The following is a 14,683-nucleotide window of genomic DNA, read 5'->3' as shown; positions in this document are numbered from 1 at the left end:
CTGGTGTGACAACACGTAGGTCCGCATCTTCGAGGCGGACAAACCACTATTGAGCTAGCAGGCGATCCCAGCACATCGATTCAACAATCCAACCGACCCCTGCACTCGGTCTTGGAAACACCGAGCTACGTGGGGTTAACTGCTTTTGGCGGCGTAGAGTTCGGCGTATTCGATGGCCCAGGTGTCGATCAGTTGGGCGAACTCGTCGGGATCGACCTCGGCAATCTTTGCGTAGAACGACCGATTGAAAATCTCTCGGTTGAGGACGGTGCCTTTGCCTTTGAGATCGAGCACACGCAGGTCGCTGTAGGGACGAATCGCGATTTCGAGGCGACTGTAGAGGTTACTGCGTTTGCCGGCGTCGAGCCTTAGATCGTCGCGGTAGCAGGCTTCGCCCCAACCTTCTTCGCCGAACACCGATTCGGTGCGGAAACCAGGGAAGTGATCAGCGACTTGGTGGACCGCTTTCTCAATCTTTTCCGACAACGTCAATCGATACGACGCATGAAGCCGCTTGAGGTCCTCTTCGGTCAGTTCCTTGCGACGTTCCTCCGACGCTTGATATTCCGCTCGTCGGCGACCTCGATTGATCGCCGACTCAAGACGGGATTCGAAATCGTCGCTCATCAGGCACTCTCTCCGGCAGACGGATTGTTATCCGAAACTGCGGCAGCCGGTGCTTCGCTGGTCGCTTCGGCAACCGGCTTGGATTCTTCAGCCGGTGGTGCCGCGTCGGCAGGCTTGGCTTCGGGCTGCTTTGGCTCTTCCGATTTCGACTCCGCAGGTTTCTCCTCGGTCGGCTTTGAATCAGATGGCTTTGCTTCCGAGGCCTTTGCTTCCGAGGCCTTCGCGTCCGCAGGTTTGGCTTTGTCCTTGTTGAACAACTGCATCAAATCGCCGAACGAACGCAGTGGCTCTTTGCCTTCCTGCATGGCGTCGGAAAGTGGCGCCGAATCGGGTTCCTTGCCGACCACTTCGTAAACTTCTGGTCGACGTTGGCCGCGTCCGCCCCGTTGATCACGGCGACCGCCACCGGAACGCCCACGTCCGCCGTCGCGTCCACCGCCACGACCGTCACGGCGAGGTCCACCGCCCGAGCGATCGGATTGTCCTCCGCCACGTCCACGTGGTGGTCCGCCTGATTCGTTTCCGCCGGCACCCTGTTTTCGATTTTGAGGGCCACCTTGTCCTTGGCCGCCTTGTCCTCCACGTGCTTGTCCTCCACGTGCTTGTCCTCCACGTGCTTGTCCTCCGCGAGCCTGTCCGCCGCGACCTTGGCCGCCACGTCCCTGGCCGCCTCGAGGTGCTCGTGAATCATGACGGCGTGCTTGCAATTCCGCCTCGCGTTGGGGCGAGATCGCACTGAGTCCGACACGCCGACGCTTGCTGTCGATTCCCGTCACCCAGGCGGTTACCACATCGCCGACCTGAACCGCTTCGTGGAGGTCTTCGACGAAGCCGTCTGAGATTCGGCTGACGTGAATCAATCCGCTGCATTCAGGTGTCAATTCGACAAAGACACCGAACGGCATCACACCGACCACGACGCCAATGACTTGGTCGCCTTCTTTGAGTTCGTTGAGCGCCGGCATAGTCGTCATCACGGCCGGAGCGGCACCGCCAACAGTCCCTTCACCGAAGGGCTCACAGAGCCAATCAACGATCTGCTTGGATCGACGCACACCGACTTGCCATTCCTTGACCAGTTTGTCGACCTTGGCACGTTCGGGCTTGGGCTGACGGAACGGTTCGGGAACCGATGGGGCTGGATTTTCAGCAGCGGTCTGATCTGCACTTTCCCCCGCAGACGCCTCAGCGGGTTCGGCTGATTCGTCACTGGCTGCGGCAGGAGCGTCATCACCGGCACTCGCCTCCGCGCTGTCCTCGGCAGCTGCCTCTACCTTCGCTTCGGCTTCGGAAGAATCCTCACCGTCGGGCTTGGCATCCGCGATCGCGTCATCAGCGGCAGCCTCAGGTGCGGACTCTTCGGTCGGCGTTTGCGCCGATGGGGTGTCTTCCGATTCGCCACCCGCGTCCGCGGTGGACTCTTCCGAATCGTTTGTATCGGCAGGACCGAACGACTGAGTCTCCGCAATCGCAGCTTCGGCCGACCCCGGTTCACCATCCTCTGCACCGGAGGCGGCAGCACCTTCAGTCGCGGGATCTGCCCCGGTCGGCTTCGGTTCGCTGTAGTCAGGAAGTTCATAACCCGGCGGTGTTTGCGGCGGCAATTCGATCTCGAGTGCCTTGGCCAGTCGTTTCGCCAGAGCGTAATCGTCCGGGTGAATCAGGGTTCCGTCGAGCGTCTCTTCGCTGCCGAAAACTCGCAGGAACGGCAACGCCTGACGCGTGTGGATCGGCGATTCCCATTCGGCTCGCACCAGAAGATCGTCGCGTGAGCTGATCAGTTTCTCACGACGTTCGGAGTCAATCTTTTCCGCCGTTGCCGAGGTCATGCCGGGCAAGCGTTCGAGCCAAGACGCGGTCGTCGAATTGACGTCCACACCGCCGCGAGCGGCACCACTGACGAGCACATCCTCGAGGGCGTCCAAGACGGCTTGGTCGGATAACTCGCGTTGGAACGATCCGAGTCGGAGTTTCAACGGATCGACCTTCACCATCGCTTGGGAAGGCTGCAACGTTGAAAACGCGATCCATGCGGCCGACCGGAATCGACGCGGCGTTGCACGCATTTCCTGGTCACCGGCGGCGCTGCCCGCGTAGGCGTCCGCACCGCTGCGATCAGCGAGCGTCCAACGCACGGACTGATCCGCTGATTGTTTGATCAATTCACCGACCGCGATCATGCAAGCACGCCGGGCCGGACCGTTGCTGATCACGATCAGGTCAACATGGTATTTGTGTATCAACTCGCCCATCTTCGTCACCGCGAGCGTTCGCATCGCGGCGGAAAGTTGGCACGGGATATCTTCGTTGTGCAGAACGCGGCCGTCGGCGGCAACGATCGACGTCGCCGCGGTGCGGGGACCGATCGCGTCGATCGACATCACGACTTTCGCTTCCACGCCGCCACGATTGATCTGACGATGCAGGTTGTCGGCAGCGATCGAAACGAGCCGCGAGGACGCTTGTTCTTGAATTTCGTCCCACCACGCACTCTCAGCGGCGTCACGCAGTGTGGCTTCGTTGGCCAAGACGATCGAAGCGAGCCGTTCGCTGAAGTGACGGTTCAAGTTCGATGCGGCTTTCTGAACTTCCGCGACGAGTTGAGCGGCGTCGTAATCGAACGCGCACGTGGCGACTTGGCTTCGCAACGCTCGGCTGAGCATGACGACTTGGAACGCACTCAGTTTGCCTGCCGGCATGCGTTTGCCCGAGAGCGGCTTGAGCGTGCTGACCAACCAACGGCGTCGGCGTTGACGCGGAGAAATCTTTTTCTTCTTCGGTTTTGAAGCCGGAGCGGCTTTCTTTTCCGAGGCGGCCGCTTTGGGCTCAGCCGACTCTGTCGCGGCTTCCACCGGTGCGGCTTTATCAGCCGCAGCGGCTTCTCCCGGGTTCGATTCAGCAGCAGGTGGGTCGGTTGTCGCGGCCTGAGCGTCCGCCGGTTCGGTCGACGCGGAGGCCTCAGCCGTCGGTTCGGTCACCGGGCTGGATTCGGCAGCAGGAGTCTCAACCGCAGGAGCGTCAGCGGACGAAGTTACGTCGCTCGCCGGTGACGCGTCCGCAGCGGGTGCTGGATCGGCCGCGGGGGCCTCGGCAGGCGACCCCTCGGCGACAGGCGTTTCGCTGGTGGGAGTTTCGCTAGCAGGTTCAGCCGACCCAGCCGAGGTTTCGGCAACCGGCTCAGCAGCAGGAGTTTCGCTAGCAGTCGCGGATTCAGCAGTCGCGGATTCAGCAGTCGCGGATTCAGCAGTCGGGGTTTCGACAGCAGGAGTTGCCGCAACCTCGGTATCGGACGCGTTTGCTTGCGTCGGCTCCGCATCGGCCTGCTTGCCCTCGGCTGGCTTGTCATCGGAAGTGGCTTCGGCGGAAGCGGCAACGGCTTTGCCTTTTTTCTTTTTCTTGCCTTTTTTCTCCGACTTGGCCGGTTCTTCATCACCGTCGTCGCCGCCGTGCGGGTCGGTCACATCGACGATATGGATCTTTGCATTCCGCGCCAGCCATCGAACGGCGGCGCCGATGATCCGTGGATCGCCGCTCATCCGTTTTGCCAACGCGTCATCGAGTTTGGCGATCGCCGACTCTGCCGACGGAGCGGACGCGGTCGATTCAGCGTCCGGCGTCGCTTCGGCTGCTTCGGTTTCGGACGGGGCAGGTTTCTGCGTTGCCTCGGCGGCGGACTGCATCAACCCGCCCGCGATCGCCTCGAGATTGTCCCCGTCGCCCTTCTGGGGGCTCATCACACGGACGGCCAACCGCTGCGCCAGACTGCCCGATTCGTTCGACTCGGCCTTCACCCGGCGGCTCAGCCGGTCGAGCAAACGTCGTGATTTCGCGTTGGAAATGGCTCGTCCGATTGCCGGATCGGCGAGCTGGGTCGCTTTCCAGGCCGTGTGCAACTGCTCGCGATATTCGTCGAGTCGTTGCTGCGTGCGGACGGCGTGAGACAACGCCCACAGACTCGATTCGTCGAGGCCCCCCAATTCGTCTCGACGATACCGCGCGAGAAACGGGGGAGTGTAGCCTTGCTCGATCAACGGCAGGGCCAAACGTAAACTCGAAACCTCGCAACGCCCGCGTTGGGCGATTGCGTCCAGATCAACGTTCATCAGATGTTCGGTCGCTTTACTAACTTTGGGGGAACGACACGAGAGTCAAACGGTCGTTCACGAAACACGCGAAAGTGGGTATTTGATCGAGCGGACGCCGTCGCTTGGGTGAATCGAAAGGACCAGCACGCATTCTCAACACGAACACGAATCCGGCCCCGATCGAAACGCTGCGAGGACCATAGACGAACCGCTCTGGATCGAGCCTGGGGAGGATAAAGCCGCCGGGGGCAGATTGTCAACCATTGCACTTTTTGGCCGGGGTGCGGGTGAAGCTCGGCAGCCGGTTTTGCTCGATCGCCCGCGTCGTGCCCCCCCCGGTGTTCTCGGGGTCATGCCCATCGATCCGCCCAGTGCTACGGGGTGGGAAACGCGGAGTTTCAGAACGCTCTATCTCGCCATCAACAGCCGCCACAGGCAAACCGCCATCAGACCACCTCGCACCGTCCAGCCGACCGTCCGGATCCAATTGGTCGAGACCAACCGCCGGTAGACCTGGACATCAAAACCACCGGCCAACCGTGAGTGACAGGGCACCTGCAACAACGCGGTGCTGGCCCAAATCGCCACCACCAGGGCGAATCCGACCACCATCCACGACCGCGGCACGCCGGCCGGAGCCCATGCGATCAAACCCGCCGCCGTCACGATCTCGATCAACATCGGGAACATCACGATCGGCGTGATCAGCCGAGCATGATCGGTCGCGTAGCGAGCAAACACGTCCTCGCCAACACGGTCAAACATCGAATAGTGCACGATTTGCACCATCCAAATCAGCCCGACGAGGTACCACGTCGAGAGAAGATTCAAAACAAACAATGCCTGAGGCAGCATGAGCACTACTTCCCTCTAACGATCTGCGGACGTGCAACGCGATTGACGAACTTCCATTTCAAAATCCAGTCGCTGATGGATCATTGGACACGAATGCGTTCTCAATAATGACGTACTGATGCCGGCAAACTTTGGAGTCCTGAATCCGGGCGAATCCAACGACCTGGATCCGACACATCAACGATCGCCACTTTCTAAGCGAGCTTTGCCGAGCGAGTACCGCAGCACATCGTCGAGCGAACGGAACCGAAACTCATAGCCACTCGATTGCAACTGTTCCGGAATCACCCGTATACTCGCGAGCAGCAAGGCATCGGCCATTTCACCGATCGCGACCCGCAACACCGGAGCGGGTGCCGGAAACAAGGCGGGACGACCGAGAACGCGGCCGAGCGTTTTGGCGAACTCGCGATTGGTCATCGGAGTCGGCGAGACGAAGTTCACTGGGCCCAAAACCGAATCGGTGTGGATGCAGTGAACGATCGCACCGAGCACATCATCCAACGCGATCCAACTCCAGTACTGTCGTCCGTTGCCGAGAGCACCGCCGCAAAGTTTAGCGGGCAGTAACATCTGCTCCAACGCTCCACCCTTGGGCGACAAGACGATCCCGAAACGCGTATTCACTACCCGAATGCCGACGTCGGAGGCGGCTTGGCACGAATCCTCCCATTCCTGCGAGACGCCCGCGAGAAAATCGTCTCCCGGTTTGGACGACTCGCTGAGCATTTCGTCACCGCGGTTTCCATAGAACCCGGTCGCCGACGCGCAAATCAGCGTCTCGGGTCGACTCGACAATTTCGCCAACCGTTCGCTGAGTTCTCGCGTCTTCAACACACGGCTGTCGCGAATCTCTTGTTTGACGTCATCGGTCCAACGCTTGCTCGCGATCGATTTGCCCGCGAGATGAACGACCACGTCGACTTCGTTGAACTTTTCAAATTCCTCATCACTCGACCACGCGGCGATTTCTCCTTCCCCAGCCTGATCGCTCCGCGTGATCTTGTAGACTTTGTGCCCCAACAGCGTTAACAAATTGCATAACGCCGAACCGACCAATCCGGTCGCGCCGGAGACCGCCACCGTTTTCGGCGTACCCGGGTACTTCGCCATCAACGCCATGTCGTCTCGGGTGACGCGATGTCGGTACGCGAACATCGATTCCAATTTTCGACGCACCATTGAACCGCCGAATAATTCCCCCACGCCGCTCATCGGAACTTGATAGGCCACGTCGTCGGTCAATCGCGAAGCTCCCGGAGCGGTCCCCACGAAACGATGCTGGTGATGCCAAAACGCGAACGGGCCGGAATCTTGCACGTCGGCGAACAACGTCGGCGGCTCATACCGCGTGTGCCGGGCATGCCATCGAAGAGGAACACCCAACAATCCTGCCTTCAACACGACTCGACTGCCGACAGCAAGGCTGTTGTCAGAATGTTCGATTTCAACCGATTCCCATGGCGGCACCAATCGACCGAGACAACCGGGACGTTCGTGATACGAGAACGCATCCTCAACCGAAACGGGCAGATCGACGCTCGCCACGTAATGCGAAACGTCGGCGGGTGTTTCCACGCCCACCGTTTCCGCACCGTTCACGCCATGGGAAGATGGGGCGCCGCCAGGCGAGGGCGTCTCGCCGGTCGAATCAGTCGAGTTGTCCAAGATTCCTGCCTCGTAAGTAAAGATTCCACCGCATTGTTCGCCAGCGTCAACGCTCAAATGACCAACACTCAAACGACGCATCACTCCCCACCACGAACAATCCATTACAGCCCCCTAGCACCATAGCAAACCACATATAGCAAATCACAGGCCGACAATGCGTTTGGGCAACACGATTGCCACATTCGCTTCCCCCGATCCAGCGAAATAAACCCGACATGCAGACTCCACACGACGCATCGGCGAGCGATCGTCACGTACCGTCCACACTGAGAACGATTGGTAACTTCCAACGTCCGCAAACCACACCCTGCGGGCAAAAACAGCGGAAAGAGTTTATCGATACATAAAAAGCCGTGACAAATCGGTTTGATCAGGAATTAGCCAACGGGAGCACCTGCCATGCTGCATGCCACATCGCACGTCCGTTGATCAATCCGGCATCGCCCCGCCTAAACGATGTCTCATGAAGGGTGATCCGATTCCGTCCTCCCCACCTGACGCCCACCTCGCTGACCGCCGCCCGATCCACACCATGAACCACCTTTGCCGAGTCCCCCATCTCTCGTTGCAACTCGTCGTGATCCTTGCGTTCACCGTCCATGCATTCACCGCGGTCACACCCGCCTCTGGTGAAAAGGCACCGCCGAGCGATCCCAACGAACGCGTGACCCTAAACGGCACCGTTCGAGACACGAGCGACAACATTCTGCCCAACGTTTCGGTTCACGTTCTTTCCGAACAGACAACCACCAACCACTCCGCCTCCGATCGTAGCGACGCCGCGTCAACGCAGACCGACCGCGACGGAGAATTCTTTTTGACGGTTCACGCCTCGACGCCGATCCGTCTCCGACTCACCAAGGAAGGCTACAACGAGAAACTTCTCACGATCACCGACACTGACGCGCCGGTCGAAACCGCGATGGTGGCGAAGACGGACGACACGGGATTGATCCAACACACGGCTCAAATTTCGATGTCACACTGCCTGGGTGCGATTCGTCGCGATCGCGAGCGGTATCAAGGCCGACCGATGGACGAGAGCCTCTATCGCGAAATCGTCGAACGCTTTGGCGAAGAGCCCCACGACGAAGCGATATTCCGAATCTACCTGCCACCGGAAACGCCTAAACTCAATGGTCTGTTCCTTATCTCCGAACACGGCGTCGGCGGACCGATGATGGAAAGCCCGCTCGTGCGAAAGTTCGCTGACCGCCATCGCTTGGCACTCGTCGGTGTACTCGGCGACGTGATTCAACGAGGCATCTATCCGGCCAGTGCACTCGATAGCGTGTTGGCCCAGATCGCTCAGCGGACTCAACACCCTGAAATGACGACTGTCCCCGTTTTCACGTTTGGACATTCCAACGGCACCGGCTTTTCCGCTTCCTATGCCGCGATGCGACCCGATCGCGTGATCGGATGGGTTTCGTTTCACTCCGGCGGCAGTTGGCATTTGATCTTTCCGGGCGTTGAAAAAGTCCCCGGCCTGATCATGCATGGCGATCAAGACAGCTATTTCGATCAAGGACAAATGTCGGCGGTGAAAGACCTGCGCCGTCAACGCAATGCCCCGGTCGCGCTGCTCGTCGATGGCGAAAGCGGTCACTGGCCCCGCGACCGAGACGCCACCTTCTCGCTGGTGACAAAGTTCTGTGAATCTTGCCTACGTCTCCGGTTCAGCGGATGGCAACGGAACGCTGAGCAACTCGCATGGCCCGATGAAGATTTACAAACGCCCGCGATCGATTCGGGCTGGCTGGGCGAGCACTACGACCGCGAACAAGGCGGCATGCAAACACTGGCAATTTTTCCCTACTCGCAATTCCCCGGCGAACGCAGCACCGCCAACTGGCTGCCGGATGAAACATTCGCACAAGCCTGGCAAAACTACGCCGCCACCGGCAAACCGTAACACGAGATTGAGTACGGACCCGAAAATCTCCGCGCCCCAAAAAATCCAAGCTCCACAAACGTAGCGAAACACGCCAAGAGTTTCGGCCTTGCAGGTCGATGGTGTGAAGCCGAATGTCTTGGCGACGTTCCCTACGGGGTTGGACGTGGTAAATCACTAAATGCTTGCGGGCTACGCCGCGGTTCGCATGACGCCCAGGACGGTTGGTTCACGCCGACGGCCAGAGCGCCGCGAAGATCAGGCCGGTGACGGCGGCGTAGACGATTCCGTCGAGCAACTCCATCGCGATCCGGCGTTTGAACCAAAACACGTGAGGGAATTTTGCGAAACAGTGGGCGAGCAATCCCGCCGTGGTGACGAATTGACTCGCGTCGGTGAAGCTCGCCCCCGGTTTGAGCGCCAGCGACGCGAGGTAACCGATCACAAACGCCGTGACCATGAAAAACGCGATCGTTTTCGCAATCGCCGTCCCCATGTTGACCGGCTTGTCCCAGAGAATCAGCGTGCCGGTGCACTTGGCTTGCTTGCTTTTGAACTCGTCTGACTTCATCTCATCAGGCGAATCGCTGAAGGGCAACACATACTGCCCCGGCGGGACTTTCTCGAGGACAACGAGATTTTGAAACTCGTCCTCCGACGCCATCTTCCTCCACTCGGTCTTATGGTGGGGGAAAACCATCCAGTTCAACGTGCTCAGAATATGCGTTGCCAAACCAGACAGAAGAATCGGCAACCAAAGATCAAAAACGTTCATCGATGGACTTTGTCGACAGGAAACGGCAGTGGAAACTCAACCAAACGCTGGCACACAATCTAGCTAGTCCCCGGCCCAGTGTGGGGGGGCGACCCCGTTTTTCCTCCTGTTTGAGCCTTTTTAGAATGACGTAGCCGATCTCGCCAGACTTCGGAGGGCTGAGTTTAGGTGAATTCTGTGGCGAATTTTCAGAATCCACGTGGGTCGCGAAACTCGCCGACTGGCCGTTGTTTCAGATTCGAGGCGTCGATACCGGCGGCCAGGGCCTTGCCGCTCACGATGAGATTTAGCCGAACCGTTTAGATTAACAGCCCGCTGCGCCAGCGAGGGATCACACGCAATCAGTCGCTTGTGCGTCGGGCTGATAGCCGATCTTGCGTCTCGTGGTTTCCCCAATGAAACGAGAGCCTACCGAGAGTTTGAGCGGGCCCTGCGAAACGCCGAAAGTCTTGGCGACTTTCGCTACGGGAACTGCCTTAATCTTTTGCAGTAGTGGTCCACGTGTGCGCGAGTCGGCGACATCGACGACGTGTTTTTGATGTTACTTATGCGATCAACGGATCGACCACGTGGCCGTGGACGTCGGTGAGGCGGAAGTCGCGACCTTGATAGCGGTACGTCAATCGCTCGTGATCGATTCCCATCAAACGCAGAATCGTTGCGTGCAAATCGTGGATGTGCACGCCGTCTTCGACCACGTTGTAACTGAACTCGTCGGTCTGACCGTGCGAGTGACCGGCGTTCACTCCGCCGCCCGCCATCCACATCGTGAAACAACGCGGGTGGTGGTCGCGTCCGAAGCTCTTTGCCGTGATCTTGCCCTGGCAATAACTCGTTCGCCCGAACTCGCCGCCCCAGATCACGAGGGTGTCTTCGAGCATGCCGTGGTTCTTCAAATCTTGGATCAGCCCCGCGGTCGGTTGATCGGTCATGCGGCATTGGTTGGCGATCCCGCCGGGCAAGCCCGCATGTTGATCCCAACCGGGTTGGTACAACTGGATGAACCGAACACCTTTCTGCGCGAGGCGGCGTGCCCGCAGACACATCGACGCGTAGGTGCCTGGTTTGGTCACTTCGTCGCCGTAGAGTGCGAGCGTTTCTTTCGTTTCGCCCGAAATGTCGGTGACCTCAGGAATCGACGTCTGCATCCGGAACGCCATCTCGTACTGAGCGATGCGGTTCTCGATCACCGGATCGCTGGTCGCTTCGAGTTGCAATTGGTGCAGCTCGCCGAGTCGGTCGAGAGCCTTGCGGCGGCTGGCACGATCGATCCCCGCAGGGCTGTTGAGATACAACACCGCGTCCTTGTCCGCACGCAGTTCCACGCCGTCGTATTTGCCCGGCAAAAAACCGCTGCCCCAGAGCTGGGCGGTGAGAGGTTGCCCACCCCGTTTGCTCGAGACCATCACCACGAATGCCGGCAGATCTTCGTTTTCGCTGCCGAGCCCGTACCACGACCACGCTCCCATGCTGGGCCGGCCCGGGAACTGGGAGCCCGTCTGCATCATCGTCACGCCGGGACCGTGGTTGATCGCCTCGGTATTCATGGACTTGATCACGCACAAGTCGTCGGCAACCTTCGCCGTGTGCGGCAACAGATCGCTCATCCAATGGCCGCTCTCACCGTGCTGAGCGAATTTGAACGGCGAGCCCACCAACGGAAACGAGGCTTGGTGAGCACTCATTCCGGTCAGACGTTGTCCCATTCGAACCGAGGCCGGTAATTCTTGACCGTTGATCTCGTTGAGTTTCGGTTTGTAATCGAGCAAATCCATCTGCGACGGAGCACCGGATTGAAACAGGAAGATGATCCGTTTCGCTTTGGGCGGGAAGTGCGTCGACGGTGTGATCGCCGACGGTGCGGCCGATGCAGTGTCGCGTTGGAGTAGCTCGGAAAGCGCCATCGAGCCGAGCCCGTAGCCGAAACGCCCGAGCCATTGACGACGTGACAAAACCGACGGATCAAATCCGGTGCAAATATTGGTACTCATCGTTTGTTCCTAGGGATGAATGGGTCGAACGGCGATTGGAAAAGATGCGGTGAATAACAATCGGCTCTGTCGTTTGGAAACCCCGCGAAACGATCGCCTCCATGGTTTCATGGCAGAGCAGAACAGTCGTGGTTATCGGTGCCGGACGCACTCGTCGAGGTTCATGACGGCGTTGACCAAGACGGTGGCGGCGGCGAGCTGCGGTGGTGAGACATCCGGCGAAGCTTTCGCTTGTCCGACGTCGAGGAATTCGTTCGCCTTCTTTGGACTTGCTTTGAACCCGGCGAGCTGTTCGGCGTAGAGCTGCTCGAGAATTTCGGACTCCCGTTTAGACGGCTGGCGGCTGGTCAGACGCTCAAAGGTGTCACACACCATTGCATGGATGTCGTCGCCGTGTTCGGCGAGCAAATTGCCCGCGGTCACCCGAGCGGCTTCGACAAACTGAGCCCCGTTCATCAGCACGAGAGCCTGCAGCGGCGTCGACGTGATCTCGCGGCGAATCCGGCATACTTCACGAGTCGGTGTGTTGAGCGTCATCATCACCGGTGCCGGCGACGTTCGCTTCCAGAACGTGTAGAGGCTGCGTCGATAAAGTTTCTCGCCGTCGTCAACCTTCAACGGGTTGTACGCGAGCGCGACGTCATAAGTTTTCACCGGCGGGCCGCCGACTTTGTCGACCAACAAACCACTGACAGCGAGCATGTTGTCGCGAATCATTTCCGCCGACAAACGCTGCCCGGTTCCGCGAGCCAAATACAAATTCTCCGGGTCTTTGTCTCGCTCTTCGGCCGAAACGACACTGCTCTGACGATAGGTCGCCGACAACGCGATGTTTCGCAGCAGGTTGCGAACGTCCCATCCTGAGTCCACGAAGTCACGGGCCATCCAGTCGAGCAGGTTCGGGTGCGTCGGCGGTTCGCTCTGGTTGCCGAAGTCTTCCGACGTGCGAACGAGGCCCTTGCCGAACATCATTTGCCAGTACCGGTTCACCGTCACGCGAGCGGTCAGCGGGTGATCGGGATGCGTCAACCACTTCGCGAACCCGAGTCGGTTGCGTGGCAGATCGTCATCCATCGGCGGCAGGAACTCGGGAGCACGTGGCGAGACAGGTTTACCATGTTGGTCGTAGACGCCCCGTTCGAGCACGTACGCCTGACGCGGTTGGGCACTTTCGCGCATCACCAACATCGCCGGCGTCGCATCGATGGCTTTGTTCAGTTTGAGACGAGCGGAACGCAGCGATTTCCGCAATTGGTCGGCTCGCTTGTCGACGGCCAACAGGTAGTACGAACGCAGCGTTTCACGATCCGAATCGGACAGTTCGCCGGCGGGACGGATCAGGCCCGCGTACAACGCCTTCCCGTCGTAGAGTTGCTGCACCTCGAGGTCGCTCAACTCGCGATCGAACGCATCGAATTGGTCCACCCGGCCGCCGACAAAACCGCGATCCCGGTACCGTTCGCCGATTGCGAGGTCGTTGTATCCGGCACGCCAATTTGTGATGTTGCGGGTCAAATGATCGACAACGACGCGTGTCGCCGCAGGTTGGCCGTCGACGTAGATCTTCAATCCGGCCGCGCGGCTCGATCCGTCATATGTCATGGCAATGTGTGTCCACTTTTCCGCCACCAACCCATCGGTGGTCTCGACCGCGATCGCGTCCCCCGGCCAGAAATGACACAGCTTCGCAACGAGTTTGTTTCCCTCGCGGGTCAATTCGTAACCGATCGAACCGGCATCGTCCCAACCACGCGAGCGGCGGATCAACACGCCACGCGTCTCCACCTCGGGCGACCAAATCCACATCGAGAATGAAAACGGATCGTGACGTTCGAAGTGCCCCTCGCCGGGCATGAAAATGGAGTCGTCCCCGGTCAACTGCATCGCTTTGCCGAACTTGCCTTCGACGTGCGTGTTGGCCAGCGGCGTCAATGCGATCTTGGCATCGCGGCCGGTCGCTTCGTTGGGCAACGCATGAACCGAATCCGGTGAGAGCTTCTTCCCCGTTTCAGACATCAATTCGCCGTCGCCGGGTTTGTTCAGTTCATCCATCGACAACGAAACCACGTGTCCGGGCATCGGGTTGAAGAGACGTCGCTCGGCCAGCCAAGTTTGGAAACCGTCCTCCATGCCGGATTCGACATACTCGCGATACGCCGACTCGGCTGACGCAACTTTCTCGCGTGCCGCGTCGATCGCCGCTTGCTGTTCATCACTCGGTAGCGGCATCGCAGGCGTGGGCACGGCGTCGGTGAAGTACGAGATCAAACCGTTCTCGTCGATGTCGTCAAAGAACGCGGACATCGAGTAATAATCTTCCGCCGTCAGCGGGTCGTATTTGTGGTCGTGACAACGACAGCACTCCATGGTCAGTCCGAGGAACGCCGCACCAACGGTATGAGTCCGGTCGGCCACGTTCTCGACGCGGAACTCCTCGATCGCGACGCCGCCTTCTTTCTTGTGCGAGTGCAACCGATTGAACGCGGTCGCCAAACGCTGTTCGCGGGTGGCGTTGGGCAACAAGTCACCGGCGAGTTGCCATGTGATGAATTCGTCATACGGCATGTTGCCGTGAAACGCATCGATCACCCAGTCCCGGTACGGCCAGACGAACCGCTCGTCATCGCGTTGGTACCCGAACGTGTCGGAATACCGAGCCACGTCGAGCCACTCACTCGTCAAACGTTCCGCACACGCGGTGCTCTCGAGCAAACGATCCACCACGGTTTCGTAGGCGTCCTCGGAGGTATCATCGAGGAACGCGTGGATCTCTTCCACCGTCGGC

At 59.4% G+C, this 14,683-nt stretch carries 8 protein-coding genes; 1 reads left to right on the top strand and 7 read right to left on the bottom strand.

Features of this window, described 5'->3' with window-relative positions; translation table 11 throughout:
- Positions 1-135: 135 nt before the first annotated feature.
- The 4 genes from RSSM_RS01195 to RSSM_RS01180 form a co-directional block, all read right to left on the bottom strand.
- The gene (locus RSSM_RS01195; protein WP_008673599.1) at positions 136-627 is read right to left on the bottom strand and encodes a hypothetical protein; all 492 of its coding nucleotides are present in this window, start codon (positions 625-627) and stop codon (positions 136-138) included.
- Complete coding sequence (locus tag RSSM_RS01190) at positions 627-4,730, bottom strand: S1 RNA-binding domain-containing protein (protein WP_008673598.1); 4,104 nt, start codon at positions 4,728-4,730, stop codon at positions 627-629. Before RSSM_RS01190 ends, RSSM_RS01195 begins: the two co-directional genes overlap by 1 nt.
- A 390-nt stretch (positions 4,731-5,120) precedes the next feature.
- Entirely contained in the window at positions 5,121-5,567 is a 447-nt protein-coding gene (locus tag RSSM_RS01185) for a hypothetical protein (protein ID WP_008673597.1), read from the bottom strand.
- A 177-nt stretch (positions 5,568-5,744) separates the two neighbouring features.
- Positions 5,745-7,340, bottom strand: a complete 1,596-nt coding sequence (locus tag RSSM_RS01180; protein ID WP_008673596.1) for a TIGR01777 family oxidoreductase — start codon at positions 7,338-7,340, stop codon at positions 5,745-5,747.
- Positions 7,341-7,770: 430 nt separating this feature from the next.
- On the opposite strand from RSSM_RS01180, the gene RSSM_RS01175 reads away from it, so the two are divergent.
- Positions 7,771-9,153 carry a carboxypeptidase-like regulatory domain-containing protein gene (locus tag RSSM_RS01175; protein ID WP_144059477.1) on the top strand — a complete coding sequence of 461 codons (1,383 nt, stop codon included), beginning with the start codon at positions 7,771-7,773 and terminating at the stop codon, positions 9,151-9,153.
- Between the two features lie 208 nt (positions 9,154-9,361).
- On the opposite strand, the gene RSSM_RS01170 is transcribed toward RSSM_RS01175, so the two are convergent.
- The 3 genes from RSSM_RS01170 to RSSM_RS01160 form a co-directional block, all read right to left on the bottom strand.
- On the bottom strand, positions 9,362-9,907 hold the full coding sequence (locus RSSM_RS01170; RefSeq protein WP_008673593.1) for a hypothetical protein: 546 nt from the start codon (positions 9,905-9,907) through the stop codon (positions 9,362-9,364).
- Between the two features lie 545 nt (positions 9,908-10,452).
- The gene (locus tag RSSM_RS01165) at positions 10,453-11,898 is read right to left on the bottom strand and encodes a DUF1501 domain-containing protein (RefSeq protein ID WP_008673592.1); all 1,446 of its coding nucleotides are present in this window, start codon (positions 11,896-11,898) and stop codon (positions 10,453-10,455) included.
- Between the two features lie 132 nt (positions 11,899-12,030).
- The coding region (locus tag RSSM_RS01160) for a DUF1553 domain-containing protein (protein WP_044300481.1) at positions 12,031-14,683 on the bottom strand (2,653 nt) is incomplete at its 5' end.

It is taken from the genome of Aporhodopirellula sallentina SM41 (assembly GCF_000346505.1).
Taxonomy (GTDB): Bacteria; Planctomycetota; Planctomycetia; order Pirellulales; family Pirellulaceae; genus Rhodopirellula; species Rhodopirellula sallentina.
The sequence above is the reverse complement of the archived record's forward strand: the minus strand, read 5'-3'. Positions and strand labels throughout refer to the sequence as shown.

Coding starts and splice junctions, on each gene's coding strand:
- RSSM_RS01195 (WP_008673599.1), bottom strand. CDS start 627: ATGAGCGACGATTTCGAATCCCGTCTTGAGTCGGCGATCAATCGAGGT.
- RSSM_RS01190 (WP_008673598.1), bottom strand. CDS start 4,730: ATGAACGTTGATCTGGACGCAATCGCCCAACGCGGGCGTTGCGAGGTT.
- RSSM_RS01185 (WP_008673597.1), bottom strand. CDS start 5,567: ATGCTGCCTCAGGCATTGTTTGTTTTGAATCTTCTCTCGACGTGGTAC.
- RSSM_RS01180 (WP_008673596.1), bottom strand. CDS start 7,340: ATGGATTGTTCGTGGTGGGGAGTGATGCGTCGTTTGAGTGTTGGTCAT.
- RSSM_RS01175 (WP_144059477.1), top strand. CDS start 7,771: ATGAACCACCTTTGCCGAGTCCCCCATCTCTCGTTGCAACTCGTCGTG.
- RSSM_RS01170 (WP_008673593.1), bottom strand. CDS start 9,907: ATGAACGTTTTTGATCTTTGGTTGCCGATTCTTCTGTCTGGTTTGGCA.
- RSSM_RS01165 (WP_008673592.1), bottom strand. CDS start 11,898: ATGAGTACCAATATTTGCACCGGATTTGATCCGTCGGTTTTGTCACGT.